The sequence below is a fragment of the Azospirillum brasilense genome, from assembly GCF_007827815.1.
Classification (GTDB): Bacteria; Pseudomonadota; Alphaproteobacteria; order Azospirillales; family Azospirillaceae; genus Azospirillum; species Azospirillum brasilense_C.
In genome coordinates this window covers 132,670-156,346 of sequence record NZ_VITH01000010.1, presented here as the reverse complement: position 1 = coordinate 156,346, position 23,677 = coordinate 132,670, and the positions used below count along the sequence as shown (strand labels likewise).

17 protein-coding genes are annotated in these 23,677 nt (G+C 70.3%); 9 read left to right on the top strand and 8 right to left on the bottom strand.

All coding sequences use genetic code 11. From position 1 onward, the window contains the following. The first annotated feature begins 59 nt into the window (after positions 1-59). From FBZ83_RS20970 to FBZ83_RS20955, 4 genes are all read left to right on the top strand, one after another. The gene (locus tag FBZ83_RS20970) at positions 60-1,895 is read left to right on the top strand and encodes a TolC family protein (RefSeq protein ID WP_145687968.1); all 1,836 of its coding nucleotides are present in this window, start codon (positions 60-62) and stop codon (positions 1,893-1,895) included. Positions 1,896-2,034: 139 nt separating this feature from the next. Then, on the top strand, positions 2,035-2,823 hold the full coding sequence (locus tag FBZ83_RS20965) for an efflux RND transporter periplasmic adaptor subunit (RefSeq protein WP_247888403.1): 789 nt from the start codon (positions 2,035-2,037) through the stop codon (positions 2,821-2,823). Next, a complete protein-coding gene (locus FBZ83_RS20960) occupies positions 2,813-4,177 on the top strand; it encodes an efflux RND transporter periplasmic adaptor subunit (protein WP_247888402.1) in 1,365 nt (454 codons plus the stop codon). The genes FBZ83_RS20965 and FBZ83_RS20960 overlap by 11 nt, the downstream gene beginning before the upstream one ends. A gap of 3 nt (positions 4,178-4,180) precedes the next feature. Then, a complete protein-coding gene (locus FBZ83_RS20955) occupies positions 4,181-6,382 on the top strand; it encodes an HlyD family efflux transporter periplasmic adaptor subunit (protein ID WP_145687954.1) in 2,202 nt (733 codons plus the stop codon). 15 nt (positions 6,383-6,397) lie between these two features. Here the strand turns inward: FBZ83_RS20955 and FBZ83_RS20950 are convergent, their stop codons facing one another. After that, complete coding sequence (locus FBZ83_RS20950; protein WP_145687943.1) at positions 6,398-6,778, bottom strand: RT0821/Lpp0805 family surface protein; 381 nt, start codon at positions 6,776-6,778, stop codon at positions 6,398-6,400. 345 nt (positions 6,779-7,123) lie between these two features. On the opposite strand from FBZ83_RS20950, the gene FBZ83_RS20945 reads away from it, so the two are divergent. Continuing rightward, complete coding sequence (locus FBZ83_RS20945; protein ID WP_211101680.1) at positions 7,124-9,172, top strand: mechanosensitive ion channel family protein; 2,049 nt, start codon at positions 7,124-7,126, stop codon at positions 9,170-9,172. A 6-nt stretch (positions 9,173-9,178) separates the two neighbouring features. Here FBZ83_RS20945 and FBZ83_RS20940 read toward each other — a convergent pair whose 3' ends face one another. Then, positions 9,179-9,619, bottom strand: a complete 441-nt coding sequence (locus tag FBZ83_RS20940; RefSeq protein ID WP_145687916.1) for a hypothetical protein — start codon at positions 9,617-9,619, stop codon at positions 9,179-9,181. Between the two features lie 137 nt (positions 9,620-9,756). On the opposite strand from FBZ83_RS20940, the gene FBZ83_RS20935 reads away from it, so the two are divergent. Next, positions 9,757-10,545 carry a DUF3750 domain-containing protein gene (locus tag FBZ83_RS20935; protein WP_145687912.1) on the top strand — a complete coding sequence of 263 codons (789 nt, stop codon included), beginning with the start codon at positions 9,757-9,759 and terminating at the stop codon, positions 10,543-10,545. 3 nt (positions 10,546-10,548) lie between these two features. Here the strand turns inward: FBZ83_RS20935 and FBZ83_RS20930 are convergent, their stop codons facing one another. Next, positions 10,549-11,409: an LOG family protein gene (locus tag FBZ83_RS20930; RefSeq protein WP_145687909.1), complete on the bottom strand. Its 861-nt coding sequence runs from the start codon at positions 11,407-11,409 to the stop codon at positions 10,549-10,551. 262 nt (positions 11,410-11,671) lie between these two features. On the opposite strand from FBZ83_RS20930, the gene FBZ83_RS20925 reads away from it, so the two are divergent. Together FBZ83_RS20925 and FBZ83_RS20920 are read left to right on the top strand one after the other, a co-directional pair. Then, positions 11,672-14,077: a hybrid sensor histidine kinase/response regulator gene (locus FBZ83_RS20925; protein ID WP_247888401.1), complete on the top strand. Its 2,406-nt coding sequence runs from the start codon at positions 11,672-11,674 to the stop codon at positions 14,075-14,077. Positions 14,078-14,142: 65 nt separating this feature from the next. Beyond that, on the top strand, positions 14,143-14,637 hold the full coding sequence (locus FBZ83_RS20920; RefSeq protein ID WP_247888400.1) for a substrate-binding domain-containing protein: 495 nt from the start codon (positions 14,143-14,145) through the stop codon (positions 14,635-14,637). On the opposite strand, the gene FBZ83_RS20915 is transcribed toward FBZ83_RS20920, so the two are convergent. Both FBZ83_RS20915 and FBZ83_RS20910 read right to left on the bottom strand, forming a co-directional pair. Continuing rightward, positions 14,638-15,084 (bottom strand): group III truncated hemoglobin, encoded by a 447-nt coding sequence (locus tag FBZ83_RS20915; RefSeq protein WP_145687907.1) that lies wholly within the window; start codon positions 15,082-15,084, stop codon positions 14,638-14,640. 113 nt (positions 15,085-15,197) lie between these two features. Next, positions 15,198-16,187, bottom strand: coding sequence for an AraC family transcriptional regulator (locus FBZ83_RS20910; protein ID WP_145687906.1), 990 nt, complete (start codon positions 16,185-16,187; stop codon positions 15,198-15,200). 88 nt (positions 16,188-16,275) lie between these two features. On the opposite strand from FBZ83_RS20910, the gene FBZ83_RS20905 reads away from it, so the two are divergent. Then, positions 16,276-17,259 carry an oxidoreductase gene (locus tag FBZ83_RS20905; protein ID WP_145687904.1) on the top strand — a complete coding sequence of 328 codons (984 nt, stop codon included), beginning with the start codon at positions 16,276-16,278 and terminating at the stop codon, positions 17,257-17,259. Positions 17,260-17,299: 40 nt separating this feature from the next. Here the strand turns inward: FBZ83_RS20905 and FBZ83_RS20900 are convergent, their stop codons facing one another. The 3 genes from FBZ83_RS20900 to FBZ83_RS20890 form a co-directional block, all read right to left on the bottom strand. Next, positions 17,300-17,899, bottom strand: a complete 600-nt coding sequence (locus tag FBZ83_RS20900; RefSeq protein WP_145687901.1) for an RT0821/Lpp0805 family surface protein — start codon at positions 17,897-17,899, stop codon at positions 17,300-17,302. Positions 17,900-18,022: 123 nt separating this feature from the next. Next, entirely contained in the window at positions 18,023-20,125 is a 2,103-nt protein-coding gene (locus FBZ83_RS20895) for a response regulator (RefSeq protein ID WP_145687899.1), read from the bottom strand. Positions 20,126-20,135: 10 nt separating this feature from the next. After that, a partial coding sequence (locus tag FBZ83_RS20890; RefSeq protein WP_247888399.1) for a response regulator occupies positions 20,136-23,677 on the bottom strand: 3,542 nt, incomplete at its 5' end.

Here is a 23,677-nt window from a genome sequence, read left to right as displayed (position 1 = left end):
GCCTTCCATCGCCGTCTTCCCCGCTTGAGCTTTTCTTTCCAAATGGATTGCCGACGAGAATGACCCGGTTCGCTTCCTCCCCCCGGCCGCGGGGCCACAAGGCCCGCGCGTCCTTCGCCCTGGCGGCCGTCGCGCTGGTCGCCAGCGGATGCTCCATCAGCCCGAAGCCGCTGACCGATGACGAGAACGTGTCCCGCCTCCGCGAGGACATGTCGGTCATCATGTCGCCGCAGGAGCCGATCGCCGGCCCGGTGTCGATGCACGAGGCGATGGCGCGGGCCATCAAGTACAACCTCGACGAACGTGTGAAGCTGATGGAGATGGCGGTCGCCAACCAGCAGCTCGACCTGTCGCGGTTCGACATGCTGCCGCGCCTCGTGGCGGGGGCGGGCTACACCGGGCGCGACAACGAATCCGGGTCGGAAAGTCTCAACCTCGCCACCGGCCGCCGCACCGGCGAGAGCACCACGGCCACCGACCGGCACCGCCGGACCGCCGACCTGGGCTTCACCTGGAACATTCTCGATTTCGGCGTCAGCTATCTGCGCGCCCGCCAGAACTCCAACCTCGTCCTGATCGCCGACGAGCGGCGCCGCCGCGTCGTCCAGGGCATCCTGCAGGACGTCCGCACCTCCTATTGGCGCACGGTCGCGGCGGAGCGGCTGCTGAAGCGGATCGAGCCGCTGGAGAAGCGGATCGAGGCGGCGCGCAAGAACGCGAACGCCCTGGAAGCCCAGCGCGTCCAGGCACCGCTGCAGACCCTGTCCTATCAGCGGGCGCTGGTCGACACGCTGCGCCAGCTGCAGACGCTGCGGCGCGAGCTGGTTGCCGCCAAGTCCCAGCTCGGCGCGCTGATGGGCCTGCCGCCGGGTGAGAACTTCACCATCCAGATGCCGCCGGACGTTGGCGGCAAGGACGTCCCGGCGATCACCGCCTCGGTCGAGTCCCTGGAAAGCTACGCGCTCCTCAACCGTCCGGAGCTGCTGGAGGAGTCCTACAACGCCCGCATCACCGCCGACGAGACGCGCCGCGCCCTGCTGAAGCTGCTGCCGGGCATCGACCTGAACGCCGGCCTGCACTACGACAGCAACAGCTTCCTTCTGAACCAGCGCTGGGCCGATTACGGAGCGCGGGTGTCGTGGAACATCCTGTCCCTGGCCGCCGCGCCGGACACCCACGCCTTCTCCAAGGCGCAGGAGGAGCTGGTCGCCTTCCGCCGTCAGGCGCTGAGCGTGGCGGTGCTGAGCCAGGTGCGCGTGGCGATGGTGCAGTTCCGCGAATTGGCGCAGGAGTTCTCGCTCAACGCCGAACAGGCCTCGATCGACCGCCGCATCCGGCAGCAGTACGTCAACAGCAGCACGGTCGGCCAGCAGGGCGACATGAGCGTGATCCAGGCCGAGGTGTCGGAGCTGGTTTCCGACCTGCGGCGCGATCTCGTCTACGCCGACCTGCAGAACGCCTACGCCCGCGTCATGGTGTCGGCGGGCGTCGATCCGATGCCGGAGGCCGTGCCGTCCCAGGATCTCGCGACCCTGCGTCAGGCCGTGTCCGACGGGCTGGGCGCCTGGCAGCAGAAGGCCGGAGGCACGGCGCGCCTCCAGGACCTCCTGGTTCCCGCGACGACCTCCGAAAAGGCCCCGTCGGAGAAGGCTCCGGTCGCGACGGTGGCCGAGCCGAAGACCGCCCCGGTCGCCGCCCGCGGCGACGAACCGGCGGAGCGCAAAGCGGCGGCGCCGGAGCGCGTGACGGTGGCGGACCTGCCGCAGCCGCCGGCCGCCTCGATGACCACGCCGATGACGGTGTCCTACAGCCCGTCCACCCGCTCGGAGCCGGTGAAGGTCTATTCGGTGCCGACGAGCGCTCTGGCTCCGCTGGGGCGCCCCTCCGCGCGCTGACGCCGATGGGGCGGCGCACCGGCGCCGTCCCCTTTCGGCTGTGCCGGTGCGCCGGTGCTGAAACAAATAAGCGTACAGAACCGCTTGCCATCCCTGGATCGTTGCGCTTCCGAAGCAAAGGGTGCAGAAAATCTCTGCCATGATGTGCCGATTTCGCCCCTCACGTATCCTCGCCGCGCTGTCTATCGCGCTGGTCCCCCTGCCGCTTGCCGCCGCTGATCCGGCGCCGGCTCCCGAAGGCGGCGTGCGCGCGCTGATCGAGGCGCGTCAGCACGCCGTGCTGTCCAGCGAGATCGCCGGGCGCATCGGGCGGATGACCGTGGAGGCGGGGCAATCCTTCAAGGCGGGCCAGACGCTGGTCGCCTTCGACTGCAGCCATTACCAGGCGGCGGTCGATGCGGCCCGCGCCAACCTGCGCGCCGCCGACGTCACGGTGCGGCAGAGCCGCCGGCTGGAGCAGCTGAAGTCCATCGGCGGAGCCGAGGTGGAGATGGCCGAGGTCAAGGCCGAAGCCGCCCGCGCCGATCTGCGCAAGGCGGAGATCGAGGTCCGCCGCTGCGACGTGAAGGCCCCCTTCGACGGCAAGGTGGTGGAGCAGCGGATCCGCGAGCATGAGTCGGTCCCCGCCGGCACGGCCCTGCTCGAAGTGCTGTCCGATCGCGATCTGCGGGTGGAACTGATCGTTCCGTCCTCCTGGCTGGTCTGGCTGAAGGCCGGCCAGCGGTTCGAACTGCGCATCGACGAGACGGGCGAGGCTCTGGACGGCGAGGTGACCCTGATCGGCGCCCGCGTCGATCCGGTCAGCCAGTCGCTGAAGGTGACGGGCAAGCTGCAGGCCGACAAGCAGGGCAACGCCGCGAACCTGGTCGCCGGCATGAGCGGAACCGCCCGCTTCAATGCGCCGGAGGAGGCCAAAGGTGCCCGATGACGTCACATCCGTCCGGATGGAAGCGGCCAACCCGCTGAACAGCCTCCTGCTCCTCCTGAACCTGCAGCAGGAGGCCCGGCAGGCCCAGAACCCGGAAGCGCTGCGCTTCCTGCTGGTGAACCAGACGCGGCGGATGATCGCCTACCAGCAGGCGGTCTTCCTGACCCTCGCGCCGTCCGGCAAGGCGCGGCTGGAGGCGGTGTCCAACATCGCGGTTCCGGAACGCGACGCTCCCTTCACCCGCTGGCTGGAGGCGGCCGCGACGGCCATCGCCGCCGGAGCGGAGGCGCACAGCCTGCACGGCATCGCGCCCACGGAGGTGCCCCCCGCACTGGCCCGCGAGTGGGGGCAGTGGGGGCCGGCGCAGGCGTTGTGGGTGCCGCTGCCGGCGCCGGACGGCACGGTCGCGGCGGTTTTGTGGCTGGCGCGTGACGACGCGTGGACGGACGGGGAGAAGGTGCTGCTCGCGCAGCTTTCCGGTGGCTATGGGCACGCCTGGTGGGCGTTGACCCGGGCCGGGCGCCGCTCCACCATGCGGGCGCGCAAGGGGGTGTGGGCGCTGGCGGTGGTGGCGGTCCTGGCGGCGGTCCTGGCCATCCCGGTGCCGCAATCGACCTTGGCCCCGGCGGAGGTGGCGCCGCGCGATCCGCTGATCGTCAGCGCGCCGCTGGAGGGCGTGATCGAGCGCTTCCACGTCCAGCCGAACGAACCGGTGACCACCGGCCAGCCGCTGTTCACCTTCGAAGCGACGGTACTGAAGAGCCGCCTGGAGGTGGCGCGCAAGGCGCTGGCCTCGGCGGAGGCGGAATTGCTGACGGCTTCGCAGGGGGCCTTCACCGATCCGCTGAGCAAGGCGCGCATCGCCCAGTTGAAGACCCAGGTGGAGCTGCGGCGGGCGGAGATGGACTTCGCCCGCGATCTGATGGACCGCGTCACCGTGAAGGCCGAGCGCACGGGCATCGCCGTCTTCACCGACGCCAACGACTGGCTGGGCAAGCCGGTGGCGGTTGGCGAGCGCATCCTGACCCTTGCCGATCCGCAGGCCGCGGAGGTGGATGTGCATGTCCCGGTGAACGACGCGATCGTGCTCCAGGAGGGGGCGGTGGTCAGCCTCTATCTGAACGTCGATCCCCTGCGCCCGCTCCGCGCAACCGTCTCGCACGCCAGCTACGAACCGGGGCTGACCCAGGGCGGTGTCCTGGCCTACCGCGTCCGTGCCGATCTGGCGCCGGACCAGCCGACCCCGCGCATCGGGTTGCGCGGCACCGCCAAGATCCAGGGCGAGCGGGTGCCGCTGGCCTTCTACCTGTTCCGCCGCCCGCTGGCGGCGTTGCGCCAGACCGTGGGGCTCTGAGCCATGGGCGCCGCCGCCATCGGCATGACGACGGGGCCGGCGGTGGTCACGCCGGCGGACCCGCTGGACAGCGTGCGGCTGGCGCCACTGCGCGAGGACCTGCAACTGTTGCCGGCGCCGCCGGCGGCGGACGGGTCGCCCTGCTGGACGATCCACGATCCGGTGCGCAACCGCTACTTCCGCATCGGCCACGGCGCCTTCGAGGTCATCGCCCGCTGGCATCACGGATCGCCTCGCGCCATCGCCGCCGCGGTGGCCGCCGAAACGGTCCTGGAGCCGGAGGCGGAGGATGTCGTCGGCCTCTACAAGTTCCTGGTCTCCAGCAACCTGACCCAGGGCGCCGACGTCGATTTCCTGGCGAAGCAGACGGCGGCGCGGCGCACGTCCTGGTGGATGTGGCTGCTGCACAATTACCTGTTCTTCCGCATCCCGCTGGTCCGTCCCGACGCCTTCCTCAACGCGACGGTGCGCTACGTGGCGCCCTTCTACAGCCGCGGCTGGCTGTGGACGGTGATCGGCGCGGGAATTCTCGGCATCATCCTGGCAATGCGCCAGTGGGACAGCTTCGCCCACACCTTCCTGCATTTCTTCACGCCGGAGGGCATGGCCTTCTACGGCCTGACCCTGCTGGTGACCAAGACACTGCACGAGCTGGGGCACGCCTACACCGCGAAGCGGTTCGGCTGCCGGGTGCCGACCATGGGGGCGGCCTTCCTGGTGTTGTGGCCGGTGCTCTACACCGACACCAACGATGCGTGGCGGCTTGTCTCCCGCCGCGCCCGGCTGCACATCGCGGCGGCCGGGATGCTGACCGAACTGGCGCTGGCCGCCTTCGCCACGCTGGCCTGGAGCTTCCTGCCCGACGGGCCGCTGCGCAGCGCCGCCTTCTTCGTGGCGACGGTGAGCTGGGTGACGACCCTGACCATCAACCTCAGCCCCTTCATGCGGTTCGACGGCTATTATCTGCTGGCCGATGCGCTGGACGTTCCGAACCTGCAGGACCGCGCCTTCGCGCTGGCCCGCTGGCGGCTGCGGGAATGGCTGTTCGGCCTGGGCGACGAGGTGCCGGAGCGGTTCGATCCGTGGATGCACCGGGTGATGCTGGTCTACGCCTTCGCCACCTGGGTCTACCGGCTGGTGCTGTTCATCGGCATCGCGGTGCTGGTCTATCACGTCTTCATCAAGGTGTTGGGCATCGTGCTGTTCGCGGTGGAAGTCGGCTGGTTCATCCTGCGCCCGTTCTTCAACGAGGCGGCGGCCTGGTGGGAGCGGCGGGGCAGCTTCAGGCTCAACCGCAACCTCCTGATGACCCTGGGCGGCCTGACCGCACTGCTCTGGCTGGCCTTCATGCCGGTCACCGGAACCATCGCCGTGCCGTCGGTGTGGCGGGCCGAGGGGTTCTCGACCCTGTTCGCCCCGGTGCCGTCCCGCGTTGCCGAAGTGCTGGTCCAGCCCGGCCAGCGCGTGGCCGCGGGCGATCTGCTCTTCCGTCTGGAAGCCCCGGAGCTGACCAGCAAGCTGCAGCAGTCGGAACTGCGCATCGCGCTGGCCCAGGACCGCATCGACCGCATGCTGGCCGCCCGCGACGGGCTGGACCGTGTGCGCGTGATGGAGGAGGATCTGGCCGCCGGGCTGGCCGACCGGCAGGGACTGCTGGACGGTCTCGCCCGGCTGGAGATCCGCGCGCCCATCGCCGGGAAGGTGGTGGACGTCGCCGACGCGCTGCGCCCCGGGCGCTGGGTGGGGCCGTCGCTGGCGCTTGGCCAGATCGTCGCCGACGGCGGCGGCGAGCTGGTCGGCTATGTCGCCGAGAACGACCTCACCCGCGTCGCGGTCGGGGCGGAGGCGGTCTTCCATGCCGACGATCCGCTGCGCCCCCGCATGGCGGCGCGGGTGACGGCGGTGGACCGGGTGAGCGTGAAGGGGCTGGACGTTCCCGCCCTGGCCTCGCTCCACGGCGGTCCGATCGCCGTGGACAGCCAGACCGGCCCCTCGATGGGGCGGACGAACACCGAAGCCGCGCGCTCCAACCTGAAGCCGCTGGAGGCGGTCTACCGGGTGACCCTGGCGCCGCTGGACCGGACGCAGGCGGCACCCGCCCACCAGATGCGCGGCGTGGCCCGCGTGGACGGCGAGGCGCGCAGCCTGGCCGACCGCTTCTGGCGCACCGCGCTGGCCGTGCTGATCCGCGAAACCGGGTTCTGAAGGGCCGAGCGACGGTCAGGGCGCGATCGCCCACCGCCCGTTGGGCATCTTGCAGAAGGTCAGCGTGTAGGGCTGGACGGTGCGCCGGATGAAGTTGGCCTGAACGTCCCCGCAGGGTGCGCCGTCGCGCTCGTGGACCCTCTGCACGGTGACGTCGCCGCGCACCCCGGTTTTCGGGTTGTTCCACTCGGTGCGCCGTCCCGCCTCCATGGGGGTCAGGGCATCGCCCAGCGCCTTGCGGAACAGGTCCCAATCCTCGTCCGTCAGATCCACCCCGCCGCGCCCGCCGAGAAACAGGCCGAACTGCGCCTGCGCCGGGGCGGCTGCGGCCAGCGTCAGCGCCAGAGCGACGGCGGGAAGCCCGAAGGCAAAGGAAAGGATGGGTAAAAGGCGCATGCGGCGGTTCCTTATGACCGTTTTCGAATCCGGGCATTCTAGGAACGATTTAGGACGACCGCATGTGAAGGCAGGTCACGAACCGGGCTGTTACGGTAACATACGCTCCACCCATCGGCGGGCGGCGGCCTCCGGCCGTTTTCATGCTCCGGTCATGCTCCGCGATCTTCCAAAGTCAGGGTCACGGTGCGCGTTCCGCCGCGGGACCGTCCGATAGGCAACGGTAACGTACTGGCTTCCTCATCAAGGGACAGACGAGCGTTTCCCATTGTCGGTCCACGTCATCGGCGCGGACTTTTCCGCCCGATGGGCACCGCTCCGTCGCTCTCCGGCAGGATGGCCCCTATGAACGAAGATTCGGGGACGCGCCGCAGGTTGGCCCGGTGGCCGGCCCTTGCCTTGCTTGCCGCCCTGCTGTTTGCCGCCTCGCCGTCCGGATGGGCCGCGGCGCAGACGCCCGATGCCCACGCGCCTGCGGCCGGCGGGCCGGCGACGGCGCTGGAGGTGTATGCCGAGCGGCTGGAGGCGGTCGCCGCCACCTATCCACAGCTTCCCACGATCCTGTCGGACGCCTTCGCCCGCCCCAACGGGCGGGAGGCGGCGGTGAACCCGCTGCGCCTGCTGCGCGGCTTGCTGATCCTCTTCGCGGCGGGGACGGCGGCGGCGCTGCTGACGAGCCGGGTCCTGGCGGGGCCGCTCCGCAAGCTGGAGGCGGACGGCGGGGCGCCGCTGCTGACCGGCGCGTTGCGCTTCGTGCTCGGGCTGGTGCCGGTGGGCGCCTTCGCGCTCGGCGTGCTGGTCGTCTACGCGATCGTGCGTCCGCCGCATCCCGCGGCCCCGGCCGTCCTTCTGGCGGTGCTCCAGGCGGCGCTGACCGTTCTGCTCACCGACCGGCTGATCCGCTTCCTCTGCGCGCCGAGGCGCCCCAGGCTGCGCCTGATCCCGCTGGAGGACGCCGACGCGCGCTCCCTGCACCGCACGGGCGTGGTCACCGTGACGTTGGCCGCGACGGTGCTCGGGCTGATCGATCTTCTGCTGGCGTTGGGGGTCGGTGGCAACGCCATCGTCGCGATCGGCCTGCCGCTGAGCACCGTGCCCTTCCTGTATCTGCTGTACCGTGTGTGGCGCGGGCGTGCTCCGGTGGCGCGGGCCATCGCCCGCCCATTGGGCGTCGAGGTGAAGGACCACCCCACGCTGGGATTGTGGGCAGTTGTGGCGTCGGTCTATCTCGTCGCCTTGTGGCTGGTCGTCGCGGCGGCGGCGGTGCGGCTGGAGCCGGCGACAGGGCCGCGGATGCTCGCCAGCCTGCTTGTGGCGTTGGCCGTGCCGGCCATCGCGCTGATGGCCCAACGCCCCCTCGCGCGCTTCTACCGGGGGGAGGAGACGGAGGCGGGGAAGGCCGCGGTGGCGCGGGTGATGCGGGCGCTGTGGTTGGCCCTGTTCGTCGTCGGCGTCTTCGCCACCGCGGCCATCTGGGGATTCCGGGTGGAGCAGGCGACCGGAGCGACCGGCATCGCCCTGCGGCTGCTGTTCAACGTGACGGTCGTGCTTCTGCTGGGCTACGTCGCCTGGACGATGGTGGTGCGGGCGATCGACCGGACGCTGGAGGAGGCCCGGCACGACGGGGTGTCGTCGCGCGGGCAGCGGCTGGCGACGCTGCTGCCGCTGCTGCGCAAGTTCCTTCAGGTCGTGCTGGTCGCCATCGTCGTCATGATCGTCCTCTCCTCGCTGGGCATCGAGATCGGGCCGCTGCTCGCCGGGGCGGGAGTGGTCGGCATCGCCATCGGACTGGGCGCGCAATCGACCATTGCCGATATCCTGGCCGGCGTCTTCTTCCTGCTGGAGGACGCGTTCCACATGGGCGACTATGTGGAGGTCGGCAACCTGCGCGGCACGGTGGAAGGCATTTCCCTGCGCTCGCTGAAGCTGCGCCACCACCGCGGTGCGGTGCACACGCTGCCCTTCGGCCAGATCAAGGCGCTGACCAACTACAGCCGCGACTGGGCGCTGATGCGCCTGGAGTTCCGTGTCCCGCCGGAGACCGACATGGGGCTGGTCAAAAAGCTGGTGAAGGACGTCGGCAAGGAGCTGTCCGCCGACCCGGAGATGGGGCCGAGCTTCATCGAACCGTTGAAGTCCCAGGGCGTGCGGCGGGTGGAGGACGACGCGGCGATCATCGGCGTCAAGTTCATCACCAAGCCCAACGAGCAGTTCGTCATCCGGCGCGAGGCGTACCATCGCCTGATCCGCGCCTTCCAGGACCACGGCATCCATCTGGTCGGGCGCGGCGTGGTGGTGCGGGTGGACGATCCGGACGCCGCAAACCGGATCATCGGCTTCGCCGCCGCCCAGGCCATGAATGGCACCGGCAAGGAGAGCGGAGCCGCGGAGTGACGCCCGTCACGCCGCCGGCTTAACCCACAGCCATGCCGCGATGACGAAGGCGGGCAAGCGGCTGAGCGCCGCGTCGTCCCGGCCGGTCTCCTCCTGCCACGCCCGGTGACGGTCGAGCGCGGCCCGCAGGGTGGTCGCCCGCTCCGCCGCAGGGATGGCGGCCAGGGCGGTGTCCAGGCTGGTCAGGTAGGGTGGGAATTCCGCGTTGGGACCGGCGAGGCCGCGTTCCGTCCCCTCGGGGTCGAACCACGCCTCGGCGGCGGCGGTGTCGGCGCTGGGCGGGACGACCATGCCGCCGACATAGCCGGTGGGCTGCACCACCTTCCATCCCTTGCGGCTCGGTCCGGTGGTCCAGCCGAGCGCGCGGGCGACCTCCATTGTCGCGGCGCGGGTCGGCGCCTGCCGGGTGATGCGGTCCACAAGGTCGGTCGGGTCGGCGGCGGGCATCGGTGCGCTCCTTCTGCAATTCGTCCGGTGATGAACCATCCGAATGGTCCCCGACGCACAACATCGGTGGCGGGCCGGGCGATGACAGCCTATCTGGGAAACGGCCCATCAGGCGAGAGGGAGCGGTGCGGAAAAGAATGACGGCCACCATCCTGGTGATTTTGATGACGCTGGTCCTGCTGCTGGCCGGTCCGGCCTTCGTGATCGCGTCGGGAACGGCGACGCTCGGCGTGGACTGGAGCCGGGCGGACCGCAGGTCGGTCGGCCTCGCCCCCGATGCGGCCACGACGCCGGAAGCGGTGGTGCAGGTCTACGCCGCCCGCGCCCTGTCCTGGCGCGGCGCCTTCGGCACGCACCCGTGGTTCGCGGTGAAGCCGGCGGGGGCGTCGGCCTACACCGTCTACGAGGTGATCGGCTGGCGGGTCTACCGCGGCCTGCCGGCGGTGGCGGTCAGCAACCGCGATCCGGACGGGCGCTGGTTCGGCTCCGCCCCCGCCGTGCTGGCCGAACTGCGCGGTCCCGCCGCCGAGGCCGCCATCCCCAAGATCGCCGAAGCGGCTCAAAGCTACCCCTACGCCGGGGAATACCGCATCTGGCCTGGCCCCAACAGCAACACCTTCGCCGCCTGGGTGGGGCGGGCGGTGCCGGAGCTGCGGCTCGACCTTCCCTCGACGGCGCTGGGCAAGGACTATCTGGGCACCGGCCTGATCGCGCGGGCGCCCAGCGGCACCGGCTGGCAGGTCAGCCTGTTCGGCCTTGCCGGCCTCCTCCTGGCCAGGGAGGAGGGGTTCGAGGTGAACCTGCTGGGCATGACCTTCGGGGTCGATCCCTTCGATCTCGCGTTCAAGATCCCGGGCGTCGGGCGGGTGGCGCTGAGCGCTCCCGCGCCGACGGCTCCGGCCGCCGACAGTCCTCCGCCCGGTTGAGCCTCAGTTCTCCTCGGACGCCGACATGCCTGTGCCGGCGGGGCCGAGCGGCGGGTTGCCGCGCTTGAGGCCGAGCCGGGTCATGCAGTCCCACGCCTCCTCCGCCGTGTCGGCGATGTCGAACAGCTCCAGGTCGCCGGCGCTGATCATGCCGTGGTCGGCCAGGGCGCGGAAATTCACCACCTCGTTCCAGTAGTCGCGACCGACGAAGACGATGGGCAGGCGCGACGCCTTGTTGGTGTTGCGCAGGTTCAGGATCTCGAACGCCTCGTCGAAGGTGCCGAAGCCGCCGGGGAAGATCGCCAGCCCGTTGGCGCGCATCGCCAGATGCATTTTCCGGATGGCGAAATAGTGGAAGCGGAAGGTCAGCTCCGGCGTGCTGTAGGGGTTGGGGTGCGGTTCCTGCGGCAGGCTGATGTTGAAGCCGATGCTCGGCGCCCCGGCCTCCTGCGCGCCGCGGTTGGCGGCCTCCATCAGGCCAGGACCGCCGCCGGTGGCGATCACGTTGTCGCGCTGCCCATCCTCGGTCGGCGCCAGGGCGCCGCCGCGTTCCGACACGATGCGGCCGAAGGTTCGCGCCTCCTCGTACCAGGCCGCCTGCTTGGCCCGCCGCTCGGCCTGCTGCCGTTCCTCGGGCGTGCGGGCGTCGCGGAGAAGCTGCTCTGCCCGTTCCGGCGAGGGGACCCGCGCGCTGCCGTAGACCACGATGGTGGACCGGATGCCCCAGGCCTTCAGCTCCGACTCCGGCTTGGCGTATTCGAGCATGAAGCGCACCCCGCGCATCGGCTCGCTCAACAGGAAATCGCGGTCCTCGAAGGCGATGCGGTAGGCGGCGGATTCGTGGTTCGGCCTGCTGTCCTTCATGCTGTGCTCCGGCATTCTGTGCTCCGGGTGGGGACGGGGAACGGCTTTTCGCCATGTGGGGTCGCGGGCGGTCCATTGCCCGGACTCAAAGGGTTTGCATTCAAAGCAATTGTGCCGCAGACCATTGGCAGGCGGAAGGGAAACCGGCTCCGTGTCTTTCCTTGCGCCTTGAGCTTGCCCACATCATAGGAAAGGCGGGGCCGGACCCGTTCCCCGGTGTCTTGTCCGCGTCTTGCGTCGAGTCCTGCCTGAAGGGGCCACGTTGACCAGCACAGAGCCGCCATGGCCTTCGACTGAGCGCGCCCGGCTGGACCGGCTGGAGAGCGACGGCGCGCTGGACACGCCACCGGAAGCGGTCTTCAACCGCTTGGCCCGGCTGGGTGCCCGTCACTTCCGCATGCCCGTCGTGACGGTCAACCTGTTGGACGGGACCCGGCAATGGTCCAAGGCCGGCTATGGGATGGAGACGGTGCCCGCCGAGCTGCGGCTGCCCTTCTGCCCCTTCGCCCTCCTCGGCGACGCGGTGCTGGTCGTCCGCGACGCGCTGGAGGACGACCGCTTCGCCGATCATGAGGCGGTCGCCGGGCCGCCGCATCTGCGCTTCTACGCCGGGGCGCCGCTGATCACGCCGGATGGCTTGCGGATCGGCACCTTCTCCCTCCTCGACCATGAGCCCCACCCCGAGTTCAGCGCGGAGGACGAGCGGGATCTGGAGGAGTTTGCCCGCCTCGCCATGCACGAGATGGAATCCCAGACCGCCCGCCGTGCCGCCCAGGCGGCCGAACGGCTGCTGCGGGACAAGAACACCCTGCTGGAAAGCCTTCTGGAGAGCGTCACCGACCCGATCTTCACCAAGGACCGCGAGCGCCGCTTCACCCTGGTCAACGCCGCGACCGCGCGCCTGTTCGGCCGGACGCGGGACGCGGTGGCGGGGTTGACCGGCGGCGACCTGTTTCCGCCGGAGGAGGCGAAGCGCCTCGACGACCTGTGCGGGCGGGTGATCGCCACCGGGCGGGAGGAGACGGTCGAGGAGGAGTTGCCCTTCCCGACGGAGGACGGGCGGCGCGTCCTGATGATCAGCGTGATGCCCTTGCGCGACGACGGCGGAAGCACCACCGGCGTCGTCGGGGTGGCCCGCGACATCACCGCCCGCAAGCGCGCGGAGGAGGCGCTGCGGTCGAGCGAGGCGCGGTTCCGCACGCTGGTGGACAACACGCCGCTGCTCATGTGGATCAACCGCTCCGACGGCACGCCCGAATACTACAATGAGGAATTGCGCGCCTACACCGGGCAGGACCCGGAGACCATGTCGGCGTGGCAGGGCTTCCATCCGGACGACCGCGCCGCGTATCTGGAACTGCGGACGCGGTCGATCGCCGCCGGCACGCCCTATCAGAGCAACATCCGGATGCGGCGCGCCGACGGGGCGTGGCGCTGGCACCAGTGCCGCGTGGTGCCGGTGCGGGAAAAGGGGAGCATCGTTTCCTGGATCGGCACGGCGGTGGACATCCATGACATCCGGCGCGCCCAGCAGGCGGCGGAGGAGGCCGACCGCTCCAAGGGCCGTTTCCTCGCCGCGGCCAGCCACGACCTGCGCCAGCCCATGCAGTCGATCCTGCTGTTCGCCGGGGCGCTCGGCCCGCACGTCGCCGGCGAGGCCGGGCAGCGGGCGCTCGACCGGCTCCAGCAGGGATTGGACACGCTGAAGGATCTTCTGGACAGCCTGCTCGACGTGTCGCGCCTCGACGCCGGAGTGGTGGCGCCGCAGATCGAGGAATTCCCGGTCGCCGACCTGCTCGGCCCGCTGTCCGCCGCCTACGCCCCGCTGGCCGAGGCCAAGGGGCTGGACTGGCGGGTCGTGCCTTTCACCGGCACGGTGCGCAGCGACCGTGTCCTGCTGGGGCGGATGCTGCGCAATCTGGTCGACAACGCCATCCGCTACACCGACCGCGGCCGCATCATGGTCGATTGCCGGCCCCAGGGAACCCGCCTGTGCGTCGAGGTGCACGACACCGGCTTGGGCATCCCACCCGACCAGCGGGAGCGCATTTTCGAGGAGTTCCACCAGATCGGCAACCCGGAGCGCGACCGCGACCAGGGCCTCGGCCTCGGGCTCGCCATCGTGCGGCGGCTGTCGCGTTTGCTCGATCACCCGGTCGATCTGGTGTCGCGTCCGCAGCACGGATCGATCTTCTCGGTCAGCGTGCCGCTGGTCCGCCACAACGCGCCGCATCCCCCACCGCCCGCCCGAATGGCGCGGGACGAGGCGGCGACGGCGACCGGGGACGGCCGGCTGGCCGTGGTCGTGGAGGACGACGCCATCGTTCTGCTGGGGCTGGCGGCGATGCTCGGCGAATGGGGGTTCGAGGTGCTGTCCGCCGGGAGCACCGGCGAGGCGCTGGAGCAGCTGCGCAGCGGCGGGAGGCGTCCGGACATCGTGCTGGCCGACTACCGGCTGCGCCAGGGCCGCGTCGGCACCGAGGCCATCCTGCGCATCCGCGACCTGTTCGGCGAGGACGTTCCGGGCCTGATCGTCACCGGGGAGATCGGGCCGGAACCGCAGCGCGACGCCGCGCGCCATGGCCTCGGCCTGATGCACAAGCCGGTGACGCCGCGCCTTCTCGAAGAGGCGCTGGCCCGCCATCTTGGAGCCATCGGGCCGGCTTGAGCGTTGCTACCACCAGCGGCGCCGATGGCGCCGTGCCGTGAAAGAGTTCTGGAGGAGACACCAGCGTGCCATCCCTGTCGAAAGGCCTTGCCATGGTCGCCGTCGCGGCGGCGCTGGCCGGCTGCCAGTTCCCCGGATTCCCGTCGCCGCAGCAGACCGCCACCCTGCCGCCCCCGACCGTGCCGAAGCCGCCGCCGCAGGAGCGCGGCATCTGGATCGTCGGCAGCCCGTCCATGCGCGGGGCGGTCGGCACCGCGGCCAGCCGCTTCGACAGCACGCCCGACACCCAGCCGCGCTTGGTCGCCGAGGGCACCAACAGCGGCTTCCGCAGCTTCTGCGCCGGGGTCGGGCTGGAGCATCCCGACATGGTGGTGTCCGACCGCCCCATCCGGGCGGAGGAACAGAAGCGCTGCCGGGCCAAGGGCATCACCATGATGGAGTACGAGCTTGGCCCCAAGCAGTTCGTCTACGTCAAGGACGCCCACATGATGACCATCCCCGGCGTGCGCGACTTCACGGAGAGCTGGGGGGTGAAGGGCAAGCCGGTGCGCGGCGCCTGATCAGCGGGCAACGCCAGCGTCGGCCGCGGCCTGCTTGCGGAAGAAATCCACCCCCATCTGGATGCTGCGCCCGATGTTGACCGCGCGGTCCTCGAAGAAGGCGGCGGCCTCGGGCGTGCAGACCTCGGTCGTCGTCTCGCGGAACAGTTCCAGCCAGCGCTCGAAATGCGCCGGCCCGATGTCGAAGCGGACGTGGGCGGGCAGAGGGCGCCCGTCGTAGCGGTGGGTCAGCAGGGCGACCGAGGACCAGAAGTCGATCATCTTCAGCAGATGCGGCTCCCAGTCGGTGATCGCCGTGCCGAAGACCGGGCCGAGCAGGGCGTCGTCGCGGATCTTGCCGTAGAAGGTGCGGACGAGAGCTTCGATCATCGCCTCGTCGATGCCGGTCTTGGCGACCCGCTCGGCGATGGTGGCGGATTGGGGCGTGGAAGCGGTGGTCTGGTCCAAGGCGGAAGGGTCCTGAAAAAACGAGAGGCGAACAAGTCTCCGCACCATACGCGTTCCGGTCTCCCGCCGCCACCGGTCCCGTCGCGCTTCCGCGCGACGCCCGGGCAGTCCGCTCAACGCGTGATCGCGGAGCCATGGTCCAAAACGGCATCCCTCTCCGTATCCGTCCGGTAGCGCGCCGGTGAGATGCCCATGATGCGCCGGAAGGTGGCGCTGAAGGCACTGTCCGACAGGTAGCCCAGCGAGGCGGCGATGGCCGAGACGGGCTCCTGCCCCTGCCGCAGCCGCGTGGCGGCGAGGCGCATGCGCCAGCGCAGCAGGTAATCGATCGGGGGCATGCCGACGCGCTCGCGAAAGGCGGCGGCGAAGCTGGAGCGCGACCGCCCGGCGATGCCCGCCAGTTCAGCCAGCGTCCAGTTGCGGCACGGCTCGGCGTGGATGGCGCCGAGAACCCGGCCGATCGAGGGGTCGAGGCTGGCCGCCAGCCAATTGGCCCCCCGCGGCGGCTGTTCGCTCAGATGCGTCCGCAGGGTGTGGATGAACATCAGGCGCAGCAGGTCGTTGCAGGCGAGTTGTGACCCCGCCGTGCCGCCGCGCCATTCCTGGTCGAGCTGCTCCAGCAGCCAGCCCACCGGCGCGGCCCCCGGAGCGCCGCCGCGGATCATCAGCAGGTGCGGCAGCAGGTCGAACAGCAGGCCGCCGTCCAGCCGGTCGAACCACACGCTGCCGCCGAGGAAGCGCACCTCGTCGCCGCCGGGCGCGCCGGACCCCGAATCCATCTGGGCCACGCCATCCGATCCCCGGAACACTTCGTCGGCCGGAACCGGGGGCAGGTCCGGCGCGCTCGCCAGGACAAAGCCGCCGCGCACCACCACGAAGCAGTCGCCGGCGCCGAGGCGCTGCGGCGCGTCCATTCCGTCCGGCCCGTCCGCGCGAATCCAGCAGGCGCCGGCCGTGACCACATTGAACTTGATGGTGTGCGGCGGCCGGAAGCGGATCGACCAATTCCCCCGGGCGGCGAAGCGTGCCGAGCACAGGGTCCGGGCCTGCATCAGGCGAAGCACGTCCGACAGCACGTCGGCGGGGGCGTTCTGGACGATCACGACAGGATTCCGGACGGGGATGGATGGATCATCCTGGGCATATAGGCGACAACGGGGTCCGACGCCACGCCCAGCGAGGAGGCTCCCAATGATACACCCCGACCAGACGCCCATCGGGTCCGGCTTCGGCCCCGCCACCACCGCCGCCGAGGCTATCCGCGGCATCGATCTCGGCAGGAGGGTGGCGATCGTCACCGGCGGCTATTCCGGCATCGGGCTTGAGACGACGCGCGCGCTGGCCGAGGCCGGCGCGACGGTGATCGTGCCGGCGCGGGACAGCGTTCGCGCGGCGGCCGCGCTGACCGGTCTCGATCGCGTCGAGCTGGAATCGCTGGACCTTGCGGACGCCGCCTCGGTCGCCGCCTTCGCCGGGCGCTTCCGGGCGTCCGGACGGCCGCTGTCGATCCTCGTCAACAGCGCTGGGATCATGGCGACGCCGCTTCACCGCGACGCCGACGGGCGCGAGGGGCAGTTCGCGACGAATCATCTCGGTCATTTCCGGCTCACCCTGGCCCTGTGGCCGGCGCTTCTCTCAGCGGGGGCGGCGGCGGGCGGCGCGCGCGTCGTGTCGGTCTCGTCGCGCGGTCACCAGATCGCCGGAGTCGACTTCGACGACCTCGACTTCGCGCGGCGCCCCTATGACAAGTGGATCGCCTACGGCCAGTCCAAGACGGCCAACGCGCTGTTCGCCATCGCCCTGGACCGCCGCGGCCGGGAGCATGGGGTGCGCGCCTTCTCGCTGCATCCGGGGCAGATTCTCACCGAGCTGGCCCGCCATCTGACCGCCGCGGAGATCGCTGGCTTCGACGCGCTGGACGCGGAGGGGCGCCCGCGCATCGACCCGTCCCGCGGGATGAAGACCGTCGCCCAGGGGGCGGCCACCAGCGTGTGGTGCGCGACCAGCCCGCGACTCGACGGCCTCGGCGGACTCTATTGCGAGGATTGCGACGTCGCCCCGGTCCACAGCGCGGCGACGGGGCGGCGCGGCGTCCATCCCTGGGCGGCGGACGACGCGCTGGCCGAACGGCTGTGGAGCGTCTCGGAGACCCTGACCGGCGGCTCCCTGCCGTGAGGCGACGCGGTCGCCGGAACTGCCGGGGACCGGGAGACGATCAGGGAGTCGCGGCGAGGCGCCACTGGCCGTCGTCGCCGCGGCAGGCGGTGCCGGTGGCGGACTCCTGGCGGCCGTCGATGGTCACCTTGTGCTGGAATTCCTTGCACTCGCGCCCGGCGGAATCGCGCCCGGCGCGGATCGGGGTGATGGTGCCGCTGGTGTTGGTGCTGTCCGGGCTGTTCCAGCGGATGGTCTGGCCGACCGGCGCGTCGAGCGCGCGGGTCTCGGCGGTCTGCGCCGCGTTGCGGCTGCCCGGGCTCAGCTGCTCCATCAGGTAGCCGCCGGCGAAGTAGCCGAGCAGGCCGCCGGCGCCGATGGCCAGCAGGTTGCCGCTGCCCTTGCCGATCTGCGAGCCGGCGAGCGCGCCGACGGCGGCGCCGCCGAGCTTGCCCAGCAGGTCGTTGTCGATGCCGAAGGTGGTGTTGTTGCCGCCGTTGCCGAGCGGGCCGCCCTGCGGGTTGGTCTGGGTCGGCGCGCCGTAACCGCCCTGGGTGAACACCTGCGCCGCGGCGGGCGTGGCGGTCAGGGGCAGGGCGACCGACAGGCCAAGGCACAGGACGGAGGCGAAGCGGATCCCGGACAGGCGGACAGCAGGCACGTCGACTACTCCTTTATTGCAAGGCGACGGTCATCTGATCACCGCGGCCCCGCTCACGGTTGGGGCAAAAGGGCGACAATGACCTTTGATGAAAACGATGACCTTCGATGAAAATGGCAATCATCAGGCGCTCTTCAACTCCGGGCGCGCCTCCGCCACGCCTCCGCACAGCGCCTTGCGCACGGCGCGGGCGAGGTCGCGGTCGCGGTAGGGCTTGATCAGGAACTCTGCGCCCGGCCCGTCACCGCCCAGGCCGCCGTCCACGCCATGGGCGTAACCGGAGGCGTAGAGCGCCTTCAGGCCCGGATGGCGGCGCTGCGCCTCCTGGGCCAGTTCCAGCCCGTTCATGCCGCCCGGCATCACCACGTCGGTGAAGAGCAGGTCCACCCGCGGCTCCCCGGCCAGCACCGCCAGCGCCTCCGGCCCGTTCTCCGCCTCGACCACGGTGTAGCCGAGATCCTGGAGGGTCAGCACGGCGACCTGACGCACGTCGCGGTCGTCGTCGACCACCAGGATCACCTCGCCCTGGCCGGGCAGTGGTCCGGTGTCCTCGCGGTCCTCCGGCGTCTTCGCCAAGCGGACGGCGGCCGGCGCGCAGGGCAGATGGAGGTGGAAGGAGGTGCCGCGGCCCGGCTCGCTCTCCACCCGGATCAGCCCGCCCGACTGCTTCACGAAGCCGTGGATCATGCTCAGCCCCAACCCGGTGCCCTTGCCGATCTCCTTGGTGGTGAAGAAGGGCTCGAAGGCGCGGGCCAGGACCTCGGGCGGCATGCCGCAACCGGTGTCGCTCACGGTCATCCGCACGTAGCGTCCGGGGCGCAACTCCGCGTCCCCCTCCCTGGCCTCCACCATCGCGGTGGCGATGGTCAGTGTGCCGCCCGCCGGCATGGCGTCGCGGGCGTTGATGACGAGGTTCAGCAGGGCCGATTCCGCCTGGGTGCGGTCCACCAGCGCCGGGCAGAGGGATGGCGCGCTGTCGATCTCGACGGTGATCGCCGAGCCGAGCGTGCGCTCCATCAGCTCGCCCATGTTGCGGACCAGCGCCTCCATGTCCACGCTCTCGGGATGGAGCTGCTGGCGCCGCGCGAAGGCGAGCAGCCGCCGCGTCAGGTCGGAGCAGCGCAGCGACGCCTGCAGGGCCATCTCCACCCGCCGCGCCGCCTTGGGGTCGTCGAAGGCCATGCGGCCCAGCCGCTCCAGGCTGCCGATGACCACGGTCAGCATGTTGTTGAAGTCGTGGGCGATGCCCCCGGTCAACTGGCCGATGGTCTCCATCTTCTGGACATGGGCGAGCTGGAGCTGAAGCTCCCGCGTGTCGGTGACGTCCAGCACCGTGCCGCAGAGTTCCGGCGGCCGACCGTCCTCGCCCGGCAGCAGCATGGCCTTTTCAAGGAGCGTCCGGTATTGCCCGTCGGCGGCGCGCCAGCGGTACTCGACCGTGGACACGCCGCCCTGCCGCATCGCGTCGAACTGGACGGCGGCGCGCTCGCGGTCGTCCGGGTGCAGGCGCGATTCCCAGAAGCCGCCATCCGTCAGGAAGCGCTCGGCGGGGAAGCCGAACAGCGCCTCGACATTCTCGGTGACGTAGCGGAAGGGCGTGCCGCGCTCCGGCCCGGCGGTGTAGAGCACGATCGGCAGGGAGCGGGCGATCATCGCCTGCCGCTCCTCCGACCGGCGCAGCGCCTGCTCGGCCTCCAGCTTCTCCGCCCGCACGCGGTAGTTCTCGGCCATCAGCCGCTCGCGCAGGGCGGCCTGGCGCTTGACCTCCTCGGTCTTGCGGTACAGCTCGACGAAGACGGTGACCTTGCTGCGCAGGATCACCGGGTCCACCGGCTTGAACATGTAGTCGACCGCTCCCGCGGAATAGCCGCGGAAGATGTGCATCTCGTCCTTGTTGATGGCCGTCAGGAACAGGATGGGGATGTGCCGCGATTTGCGGCGGTTGCGGATCAGCTCCGCCGTCTCGTAGCCGTCCATGCCCGGCATGTGGACGTCCATCAGGATCGCCGCGAAGTCCTGGTCGAGAATACGCTTCAGCGCTTCCTCGCCGGAGCGGGCGAGGATCACCGTGGCGTCGAGGTCGGCCAGGGTCTCCCGCATTGCCAGCAGGTTCCGCGGGTCGTCGTCGACGACGAGCACGCGGACCTCCGGCGGCGGCAGGCCGGCGTCGTCGATCTCGGCGAAGCCCGCGGGAGTCTGGTTGTGGGGCATCAGAGTGTGGGGCATGGACGTCTCCTCACTCCTGTCCGGCGTCGTGGCCCATGGAGGGGCTGTCGGCGGGGCCATCGGTGGAGCCGGCATCCTGCCGGCGTCCGGCCCAGACCCGCAACAGCGACAGCAGGTGGTCGATGTCCACCGGCTTGGCGAGATAGTCGGTCGCCCCCGCCTCGATGCACTTCTCGCGGTCGCCCTTCATCGCCTTGGCGGTGACGGCGATCACCGGCAAGCCGCGCCCGGCCGCCGTCGCGCGGATTTCCCGGATGGTCTGATAGCCGTCCATCAGCGGCATCATGATGTCCACCAGCGCCACGTCGAGGTCGGGGTGCGCCTTCAGCAGGTCCAGCCCCTCCGGCCCGCTCTCGGCGTGCAGCACCGTCATGTCATGGGCCTCCAGGACGCTGGCGAGCGAGAAGATGTTGCGGAAATCGTCGTCCACGATCAGCGCCTTGCGCCCCGCCAGCACCGGGTCGCGCTGGCGGATCTGGTCGAGCGCGTTGCGCTTGTCGTCGGGCAGCCGGTCCACCGCGCGGTGCAGGAACAGCGCCGTCTCGTCGAGCAGCGAGTCCGCGGAATGCACGCTGCGCAGCACCACCGTTTCGGCCAGCCGGCGCAGCCGCGCCTCGTCCTCCGGCGCGATCGCGTCGCTGACATAGGCGACGACCGGCATCCAGGCGGTGGAATCGCGGGTGCGCAGGCTGTCGATCAGCTCGAAGTCGCTGGGCTGGGGGATCGTCAGGTCGAGCACCATGCAGTCGAACCGCTCCTGCGCCAGCAGGGCGCGGGCGGCTTCGGCGGAGGCGACGGTGCTGATGTCGATGTCGTCACCGCCCTTATCGTGGTCGATCAGGCCGGCGATGCCGCCGGTCTCCGGGTTGGGGACCTTCTCGACGATCAGCAGCCGGCGCTGGTGGCGCTCCACGAAGCCCTTGACCTTGGCGAGCGCCGCGAAGATCGCCTCGCGGTCGGCCGGCTTCTCGGTGTAGTCGAAGGCGCCCATGGCGAGGCCGCGGCGCCGCTCCTCCTTGGCGGAGATGACGTGCACCGGGATGTGGCGGGTGTGCGGGTCGCGCTTCAGCAGGTCGAGCAGCGCCCAGCCGTCGATGTCCGGCAGTCCGATGTCCAGCATCACCGCGTCCGGGCGGTACTTGCGGGCCATCGGCATGGCCGGGCTTCCGGCGTGGGAGAGGATCGCCTTGAAGCCCTTCTCCCGCGCCAGATCGACCAGGATCGAGGCGAACTTCACGTCGTCCTCGACGATGAGCACCACCGGGTCGCCGGGGCGGATGCGCTCGCGGTCGTCGGCGACGGGGGGGTGCAGCGGCAGCGCCAGCCGCTCCTCCGGCCCCGGCACGACGATAGGCCGCGTCGGGGTGGGGAAGGGGGCCAGCTTCGGTGCCGGGTCGCCGTAGCGGGCGACGTCGAATTCCATCGGCACGTAGAGCGTGAAGGCGCTGCCCGCCCCGGATTCGCTCTGCACGCGGATTTCGCCGCCCAGCAGGCGGGCGATCTCGCGGCTGATCGACAGGCCGAGGCCGGTGCCGCCGTATTTGCGGCTGGTCGTGCCGTCGGCCTGCTGGAACGCCTCGAAGATGATGCGCTGCTTGTTCTCGGGGATGCCGATGCCGGTGTCGACGACGGTGAAGGCCAGCACACCCTCCGCCGCGTTCAGCACGGGGTGGGCGGCACTCCAGCCCTCGCTGGCCAGCCCGACGCGGAAGGTGACGCCGCCGGTCTCGGTGAACTTGAAAGCGTTGGACAGCAGGTTGTTCAGCACCTGCTCCAGCCGCTTCTGGTCGGTCTGGATGGCCACGGGCAGCGGCTGGGTCATGTCGATGTCGAAGCGCAGCCCCTTTTCCTCGGCGAGCTGGGCGAAGGTGCGCTCGACATGGCCGCGCAGGTCGTCCAGCACGACGGCACCGATCTCCAGCGTGACCGTGCCGGACTCGATCTTCGACAGGTCGAGGATGTCGTTGATGAGATTCAGCAGATCGGAGCCGGCGGCGTGGATGGTGCGGGCGAACTCCACCTGCCGGGGGGTCAGGTTGTGGTCGCCGTTGTCGGACAGCAGCTTGGACAGGATCAGCAGGCTGTTCAGCGGGGTGCGCAGCTCGTGGCTCATGTTCGCCAGGAACTGCGACTTGTACTTGGAGGTGAGGGAGAGCTGTTCGGCCTTCTCCTCCAGCGCCTCGTTGGTCTGGCGCAGCTTCTCCTGCTGGGCCATCAGCAGCTCCTCCGACTGGCGGAGCGAGGCGGCCTGGTGCTCCAGCCGCTCGTTGGTGGTCTTCAGCTCCTCCTGCTGGCTCTGCAACTCGGCGGTCAGGCGCTGCGACTGCTTCAGCAGCCCCTCGGTCCGCATGTTGGTGGCGATGGTGTTGAGGACGATCCCGATGCTTTCCGTCAGCTGCTCCAGGAAGGTGCGGTGCGTCTCGCTGAAATGGCCGAAGGAGGCCAGCTCCAGCACGGCGTTCACGTCGTTCTCGAACAGCACGGGCAGGACGATGATGTTCAGCGGCGCCGCCTCGCCCAGACCGGAGCTGATGCGCACATAGTCCTTCGGCACATTGGTCAGCAGGATCGGCTTCTTCTCGTGCGCGCACTGGCCGACCAGACCCTGCTTCAGCGTGAAGCGGGTGCCCAGCCCGTCGCGCTCCTTCAGGGCGTAGCTGGCGACCAGATCGAGGACCGGCTCGTCGCCCTCGCGGCTGGTGACGTAGAAGACGCCGTGCTGGGCGTTCACCAGCGGCGCGATCTCCGACAGGATCATGTTGGTGACGGTGACCAGATCGCGCTCGCCCTGCAGCATGCGGGTGAATTTGGCGATGTTGGTCTTCAGCCAGTCCTGTTCCGCGTTCTTCTGCGTCGTGTCGCGCAGGTTGCGGATCATCTCGTTGATGTTGTCCTTCAGCGCCGCCACCTCGCCCGACGCCTCGACGGCGATGGAGCGGGTGAGGTCGCCCTTGGTCACCGCGGTCGCCACCTCGGCGATGGCGCGGACCTGGGTGGTCAGGTTGGCGGCCAGCTGGTTCACGTTGTCGGTCAGGTCGCCCCAGACGCCGGTGGCACCGGGCACCTTCGCCTGTCCGCCGAGCTTGCCTTCGATGCCGACCTCGCGCGCCACGTTGGTGACCTGATCGGCGAAGATGGCCAGCGTCTCGATCACGCCGTTGATGGTGTCGGCCAGCGCCGCGATCTCGCCGCGCGCCGCGACGGTCAGCTTGCGCTTCAGGTTGCCCTCGGCGACCGCCGTCACGACCTCGGCGATGCCGCGCACCTGACCGGTCAGGTTGGCGGCCATCATGTTGACGTTGTCGGTGAGGTCCTTCCAGGTGCCGGCGACACCCTTCACCTGGGCCTGACCGCCCAGCTTGCCCTCGGTGCCGACCTCGCGCGCCACGCGGGTGACTTCCGAGGCGAAGCTGTTGAGCTGGTCGACCATCGTGTTGATGGTGTCCTTCAGCTCCAGGATCTCGCCCTTCACGTCGACGGTGATCTTGCGCGACAGGTCGCCGTTGGCCACCGCCGTGGTGACGTCGGCGATGTTGCGCACCTGATTGGTCA

Excerpts from the sequence above, each read along its gene's own strand:
- FBZ83_RS20970 (WP_145687968.1), top strand. The coding sequence starts at position 60 with ATGACCCGGTTCGCTTCCTCCCCCCGGCCGCGGGGCCACAAGGCCCGC.
- FBZ83_RS20965 (WP_247888403.1), top strand. The coding sequence starts at position 2,035 with ATGATGTGCCGATTTCGCCCCTCACGTATCCTCGCCGCGCTGTCTATC.
- FBZ83_RS20955 (WP_145687954.1), top strand. The coding sequence starts at position 4,181 with ATGGGCGCCGCCGCCATCGGCATGACGACGGGGCCGGCGGTGGTCACG.
- FBZ83_RS20950 (WP_145687943.1), bottom strand. The coding sequence starts at position 6,778 with ATGCGCCTTTTACCCATCCTTTCCTTTGCCTTCGGGCTTCCCGCCGTC.
- FBZ83_RS20945 (WP_211101680.1), top strand. The coding sequence starts at position 7,124 with ATGAACGAAGATTCGGGGACGCGCCGCAGGTTGGCCCGGTGGCCGGCC.
- FBZ83_RS20940 (WP_145687916.1), bottom strand. The coding sequence starts at position 9,619 with ATGCCCGCCGCCGACCCGACCGACCTTGTGGACCGCATCACCCGGCAG.
- FBZ83_RS20935 (WP_145687912.1), top strand. The coding sequence starts at position 9,757 with ATGACGGCCACCATCCTGGTGATTTTGATGACGCTGGTCCTGCTGCTG.
- FBZ83_RS20930 (WP_145687909.1), bottom strand. The coding sequence starts at position 11,409 with ATGAAGGACAGCAGGCCGAACCACGAATCCGCCGCCTACCGCATCGCC.
- FBZ83_RS20905 (WP_145687904.1), top strand. The coding sequence starts at position 16,276 with ATGATACACCCCGACCAGACGCCCATCGGGTCCGGCTTCGGCCCCGCC.
- FBZ83_RS20895 (WP_145687899.1), bottom strand. The coding sequence starts at position 20,125 with ATGCCCCACACTCTGATGCCCCACAACCAGACTCCCGCGGGCTTCGCC.